This window comes from Microbacterium sp. NPDC097977, assembly GCF_040302605.1.
GTDB lineage: Bacteria > Actinomycetota > Actinomycetes > Actinomycetales > Microbacteriaceae > Microbacterium.
The window spans coordinates 23,220-29,219 of the sequence record NZ_JBEOUR010000046.1 but is presented as its reverse complement, the minus strand read 5'-3'; the positions used below and the strand labels follow the sequence as shown (position 1 = coordinate 29,219).

Sequence of the window (6,000 nt, the reverse complement as noted above, 5' to 3'; positions counted from 1 at the left end):
CCGCAGGCGGAGATAGCACCATGCAACTCATTGATATCGGCGTCAACCTGACCAACCCCAGTTTCGACGAGAAGCACCAGGCTGTGCTCGAGCGTGCCTATGCCGCTGGCGTGGGTCCGGACAGGTTCATGACTCAACCGGCTCCAGGCTTTGCGGCTCTTTGCGCCAGCGGCGACCAAGGCGATCGAAGTAGAGGTAGATCACCGTGGCGGCTGTCGTGACCCCCTTCGAAGCCGTCGGACGACGCTCAGCGGCGTCCGAGCTGCGTGGTGATCTCGGTCACCTGGTTGTAGATCGAGCGGCGCTCCTTCATGAGCTCGCTGATCTTCTTGTAGGCGTACATGACCGTGGTGTGATCGCGATTGCCGAACAGCTGTCCGATCTTCGGCAGCGAGAGACTGGTGCGCTCTCTGCAGAGGTACATGGCGATCTGTCGTGACGTCGCGATCTGCTGCGATCGGCTCGAGCCGTACAGGTCGTCGACGGTGAGCTTGAAGTACTGCGCCGTGGCCGTGATGATGTCGGTCGGCGAGATGATGTTGTCCTCCGCCGTGTCGATGATGTCGCGCAGGACGGTCTGGGCCAGCGAGATGTCGAGCGCGGAGCGGTTGAGGCTCGCGAACGCGGAGACGCGGATGAGTGCGCCCTCGAGCTCGCGGATGTTCGAGGACACGACGGTGGCGATGTACTCGAGCACCTCGTCGGGAATGTGCAGCGCCTCGCTCTGGGCCTTCTTGCGAAGGATCGCGATGCGGGTCTCGAGGTCGGGGGCCTGGACGTCGGTGATGAGACCCCACTCGAAGCGGCTGCGCATCCTGTCCTCGAACCCGGTCAGATGCTTCGGCGCCACGTCGCTGGTGATCACGACCTGCTTGTTGTGATCGTGCAGGGTGTTGAAGGTGTGGAAGAACGCCTCCTGGGTCTCGGCGCGACCCTGCAGGAACTGGATGTCGTCGATGAGGAGGATGTCCACCTCGCGGTAGCGCGCCTGGAACGCGGCGCCGCGGTTGTTGGCGATCGAGTTGATGAAGTCGTTGGTGAACTCCTCGCTCGAGACGTACCTGACCTTCACCCCTGCATAGAGGGATTGGGCGTAGTCGCCGATCGCGTGCAGGAGATGGGTCTTGCCGAGTCCGGAGTCGCCGTAGATGAAGAGCGGGTTGTACGCCTTGGCGGGAGCCTCCGCGACGGCGACGGCCGCTGCATGGGCGAATCGGTTGGACTGTCCGATGACGAAGTTGTCGAAGGTGTACTTCGGATTGAGTCGTGACTCGTGCCGCAGCTGCGTGGGCTGCTCCATCGGCGACTCGACGCGCGACTGCTCCTGACGGCCGTAGTCGGCGACGGCGATCGGTGCCGTGGGCTGCTCGGCGAGCTCGTGGTTGACCACGACACGGTACGAGGTGACCTCTTCGCCGATGTGCGACAGCGCCTCCATGATCGGGAGCCGCAGACGCTTGTTGATCTGTGCCGCGGTGAGGTCGTTGGGCACCTCGAGGTACAGGGTCGCGGCCATGACGCCGGCCGGCACGGCGAGACTGAGGAATCCCTGCAGCTGGGGGGTGACCCGGTCATCCGCTTCGAGCAGCTCCTGCACCGTGGTCCAGATCGGAACGTCGGGCTGGGCAGGTGATGACATGACGCTCCGGGCTGCATATGTGCGGAGGGCTCCCGAGACGTCAGGACCCTGTGGATAACTCCGGATGCCACGGTAGTCACAGCGGCTGTGAACGGCAACCTGCCCTGAGGAATCCGCGCGCGTGTTGCGCATACGTGCAGGCGAGGGGTTGTGGATAATAGCTGTGCGGATCTCGCAGGTCATCCACTGCCGAAGCGCGCAGATTTGCTCTGCGCGCCGTCAAGACGTACCCTTAATCGGTTGACTTATGCCTGAACGGCAGATCCCTATGTCTCCGGTCAAAATGATCCCGGTGGCAGCATTCCCGGAGTGATTCCATGAGCAAGCGCACCTTCCAGCCCAACAACCGTCGTCGCGCCAAGAAGCACGGCTTCCGTCTTCGCATGCGCACCCGCGCCGGCCGCGCCATCCTGTCGGCTCGCCGCGCGAAGGGACGCACCGAGCTCTCCGCGTAGAACGCTGTGCTCGCCCGCCCGTATCGTGTGACCCGCGGGAGCGACTATCGACTGGTCGTTCGACGCGGTTCACGCTGTGGCGGAGCCCGCGTCGTCACATCGATGCTGACGACGGGTGAGAGCAGAGCCGCGAGGTTCGGATTCATCATCAGCAAGCAGGTGGGCACCGCAGTGGTGCGCAACACCGTCCGTCGGCGACTCAAAGCCATCTGTGCGGAGGCGCTGTCACGAGTACCCGAGGGCACGGATGTCGTCATCCGTGCCCTTCCTGCATCCGCGACCGCGAGCTTCTCCGAACTGAGTGCCGATGTGAATCGCTGCCTCGACCGACTCGTGAAGACACGATCATGACCGCTCTACCGTCGTCGTCGATCGGCACGGGACGGATGCAGGCGAGTGACCTGCTGCGCAGCATCCCCCTGATCCCCAGGAATCTCGTGTTGGGATTCCTCACCGGGTACCGCAAGGTGATCTCCCCGATGTACGGAGACGTGTGTGCGTACTACCCATCCTGTTCGGCTTACGCTGTAGGGGCGGTGCAACAGCACGGTGCCGTGCGGGGAACACTGTTCTCGGCGTGGCGCATTCTCCGTTGCAATCCCTGGAGTCACGGCGGCGTCGATGACGTCCGTCCGCATGAACACTTCCGCTATGACCTGACCGCTCGCGGTTTCGTCGTCCCTTCCCGAAAGGACTGATCGGTGGGTCTTGACCTTCTGTTCGCCAGCGCAACACCGTCGCCGGCGCCTGCCTCCGGCGGCTTCGACCTGATCGGCACCATCCTCTGGCCGCTCAAGTGGGTCGTCGAGCTCGTTCTCGTCGCCTGGCACTGGCTGCTGACCGCGGTCGGCCTCCCGGCCGCATCCGGTCTGACCTGGGTGCTGTCGATCGTCGGCCTCGTCATCGTCGTGCGTGCTGCCCTGATCCCGCTCTTCGTGAAGCAGATCAAGAGCCAGCGAAAGATGATGGAAATTGCTCCTGAACTGCGAAAAGTTCAGGAGAAGTATCGGGGTAAGAAGGATCAGCTCTCTCGCGAGGCCATGAGCCGCGAGACCATGGCGCTGTACAAGAAGCACGGCACGACACCGATGTCGAGCTGTCTGCCACTGCTGGTGCAGATGCCGATCTTCTTCTCGCTGTTCAGCGTGCTGAGCGATGTGACCAAGCATCACAATGCCGGTATCGGTGGAGTCGGCTTCCTCAGCGCGGAGCTCACCGAGCAGTTCTACGACGCGAAGCTGTTCGGTGTGGCCTCGCTGCACGAGACTCTCGGCAACGCCGTGGACGCGGGGAACACCACCGCGATCGTCATCCTGGTCACGCTCGTCGTCCTGATGATCGGCTCGCAGTTCTTCACGCAGCTGCAGATCATCTCGAAGAACCTGTCGCCCGAGGCCAAGACCGGCCAGGCGTACCAGATGCAGAAGATCATGCTCTACGTGCTGCCGCTCGGGTTCATCTTCTCGGGAATCTTCTTCCCGCTCGGTGTCGTCGTCTACTGGTTCATCTCGAACCTGTGGACCATGGGTCAGCAGTTCCTCGTCATCCGCGAGATGCCGACTCCCGGCTCCGAGGCCGCGAAGGCCCGTGAGGAGCGCCTGGCGCGCAAGGGCAAGGCCATCGATTCCTCGGGCAAGGTCGTGCCGATGGCGGTGTATGAGGCTGAGCAGCAGCGCATGCTCGACGAGGTGGAGAAGGCCAAGGCCGAGGCTCCCAAGCGTCAGCAGCCGGTCGGTAAGAAGCGTTCGAAGAAGAAGGGGAGCGGTGCATGACGGAGAACATCACGGCCATCGAGGAGCCGACAGTCGCACAGCTCGAGAACGAGGGCGACATCGCGGCTGACTACCTCGAAGAGCTCCTCGACATCGCCGACATCGATGGCGATCTGAACCTGGATGTCCGTCAGGGTCGGGCATACGTGTCCGTCGAAGCCGAGGGGAATGGCCTCTCTCTTCTGTCGGCACCTGACACGGTGCAGGCTCTGCAGGAGCTCACTCGTCTGGCGGTTCAGAACCGGACAGGCTCGTTCTCGCGTCTCATCCTCGACATCGGCGGCTCGCGCGACGCGCGCCGGGCTCAGCTCGAGACCCTCGTGAACGCGGCCGCTGCCAAGCTGGACGAGGGCGCGAGTCAGGCATCCCTTCCCGCGATGTCGAGCTACGAGCGCAAGCTGGTGCACGACATCGCTGCCGATCAGGGTCTCGTGTCCGAGTCCTACGGCGAGGGTGCCGACCGTCACACGGTTCTCCGTCGTCGGTGATGTTTCACGTGAAACATCACGTCGGGCTCCGCCGGTGAGCATGCTCGAGCCGGAACCGGTCGTAGCAGCCGAGCTGTTCGGTGACAGGATCGACGTCGCCCGTCAGTTCACCGCGGCGCTCGCGGATCAGGGTGAGGAGCGAGGGCTCATCGGTCCTCTCGAGCTCTCACGACTGTGGACGCGACACATCCTCAACAGCGTGATCGCGGCCCCGCTCTTCCATGGATCGGTTGCCGATATCGGGTCGGGCGCAGGATTGCCCGGACTGGTTCTCGCAATCGCGCGTCCTGACGTGCACTGGACTCTCATCGAACCGATGGAGCGACGGATCACCTGGCTCAATGAGCAGGTGGAGGCACTGTCACTCGACAACGTCGAAGTACTGCGCGCCCGCGCCGAAGACGTCGATCGCCCCGGCGGGTTCGATGTGGTCACCGCTCGTGCTGTCAGCGCGCTGCGAACCCTGTTGCCTCTGACCGCACCTCTTGTGCGTGATGGCGGTGAACTCGCGGTACTCAAGGGCATGAACGCCGCGAACGAGATCGACGCGGCGCAGAAGCAGATCAAGAAGTACCGGCTGTCCGACGTACGTGTCGAAGTGCTGGGAGAAGGCGTGCTGCCCGAGATCACCAGAGTGGTGCGCGCGACCGTCCGGTGAGGCGTTCCCCCCTTCCGTGGGGATGATGTCCTCGTGGCGGCGTGATCGTTCGTCGTTTGCTCGACTTTTTGGGTGTTCACTGGTTCCGCTTTGCGTGTTGCGCCCGACGGTGGGTGCTGGTCTCCAGTGGGATCCCGGTGAGTGATGTGGGCACCATATTGGCCGGGTTCCGAGTGCTGCGGGACTCGCGCAGGCCGGGTCGAGTCGTTGTCACGCGTCGCCTCGGGCATCACGATATGCGGCTCTGCGGAGCAGTGCGCTCCGAGGGACCGCTCGCTGCTGCGACTGCGGAGCGGGCTCGTTTGCTAGCTGTGCCTATCGTTGCGCCGGGGCCGCCGACGAAGCTGCAGTGTTTCACGTGAAACGCCGCGGATTTGAACGACTCGATGTTCCACGTGAAACATCTCGAGTGTGATGGAGCGGGTGTTCGTCGCGGAACAAGATCACTCCATTCGAGGGTGATGTTTCACGTGGAACATAAGGTTCGCGAGAGCCGCCCGCGGGATCGGCAGAGCACCGTGGCCGTGGATTGGATGCGTTCTGGTGTTTCCGCCCGGGTGGTCCCGCAAGGTGTGTGTGCATGCAGAGCCGGCAGCCTGCTGCGCACGGCCTCGGTTGCTCGCGGATCCATCCCACATCAGGGCGTCGCCTGTCAGCGCTTGTCTACCAGTCCGGCGGGAGAGGCACGGAGGAGGAGGCTGCGGCGGCTGCCTCTTCCCTCGTGCGGCCGAGCGGCGGACGCTTCAGGTCCAGGCGGAGAGGCGGGGGCGTCTTCACGATCACATCCGGCGGACGTCAGGCATCAAGGTGGATGGTTCTCCTTGACCCGGGGGCCGTGATGACGGGCTCTTGGGTCGATGAGGGTAGCCGACGGGGGCTTCGAGGGCACCCGCGCTGTCGTGCGAACACGAACGGGCGCGCGCAGCGTGAGGGTGGTCGAGTTGCAGTGGTGATGAGGCTCCGGCGGTCATGAGGCTCCGGCGGTGAT

7 protein-coding genes and 1 pseudogene are annotated in these 6,000 nt (G+C 63.7%); 7 read left to right on the top strand and 1 reads right to left on the bottom strand.

All coding sequences use genetic code 11. The features are described 5' to 3' along the window. On the top strand, positions 1-221 hold a 221-nt coding region (locus ABTZ43_RS11460), incomplete at its 5' end, for a hypothetical protein (RefSeq protein WP_350538879.1). A 26-nt stretch (positions 222-247) separates the two neighbouring features. On the opposite strand, the pseudogene dnaA reads toward ABTZ43_RS11460, so the two are convergent. After that, positions 248-1,576: pseudogene (gene dnaA / locus ABTZ43_RS11455) on the bottom strand (chromosomal replication initiator protein DnaA); the annotation flags it as partial. Positions 1,577-1,956: 380 nt separating this feature from the next. Here dnaA and rpmH point away from each other — a divergent pair. The 6 genes from rpmH to rsmG are packed head-to-tail and all read left to right on the top strand — an operon-like array spanning position 1,957 to position 5,012. Then, a complete protein-coding gene (rpmH, locus tag ABTZ43_RS11450) occupies positions 1,957-2,094 on the top strand; it encodes a 50S ribosomal protein L34 (RefSeq protein WP_022889115.1) in 138 nt (45 codons plus the stop codon). A gap of 6 nt (positions 2,095-2,100) precedes the next feature. Continuing rightward, complete coding sequence (rnpA, locus tag ABTZ43_RS11445; protein WP_350538878.1) at positions 2,101-2,445, top strand: ribonuclease P protein component; 345 nt, start codon at positions 2,101-2,103, stop codon at positions 2,443-2,445. After that, positions 2,442-2,792 carry a membrane protein insertion efficiency factor YidD gene (gene yidD / locus ABTZ43_RS11440; RefSeq protein ID WP_350538877.1) on the top strand — a complete coding sequence of 117 codons (351 nt, stop codon included), beginning with the start codon at positions 2,442-2,444 and terminating at the stop codon, positions 2,790-2,792. The genes rnpA and yidD overlap by 4 nt, the downstream gene beginning before the upstream one ends. 3 nt (positions 2,793-2,795) lie before the next feature. Next, positions 2,796-3,866, top strand: a complete 1,071-nt coding sequence (yidC, locus tag ABTZ43_RS11435) for a membrane protein insertase YidC (RefSeq protein WP_149421932.1) — start codon at positions 2,796-2,798, stop codon at positions 3,864-3,866. Beyond that, positions 3,863-4,354, top strand: a complete 492-nt coding sequence (locus tag ABTZ43_RS11430) for a Jag family protein (RefSeq protein WP_056414441.1) — start codon at positions 3,863-3,865, stop codon at positions 4,352-4,354. Before yidC ends, ABTZ43_RS11430 begins: the two co-directional genes overlap by 4 nt. A 40-nt stretch (positions 4,355-4,394) precedes the next feature. Beyond that, positions 4,395-5,012, top strand: a complete 618-nt coding sequence (gene rsmG / locus ABTZ43_RS11425) for a 16S rRNA (guanine(527)-N(7))-methyltransferase RsmG (protein ID WP_350538880.1) — start codon at positions 4,395-4,397, stop codon at positions 5,010-5,012. The last annotated feature ends 988 nt before the right edge of the window (positions 5,013-6,000 follow it).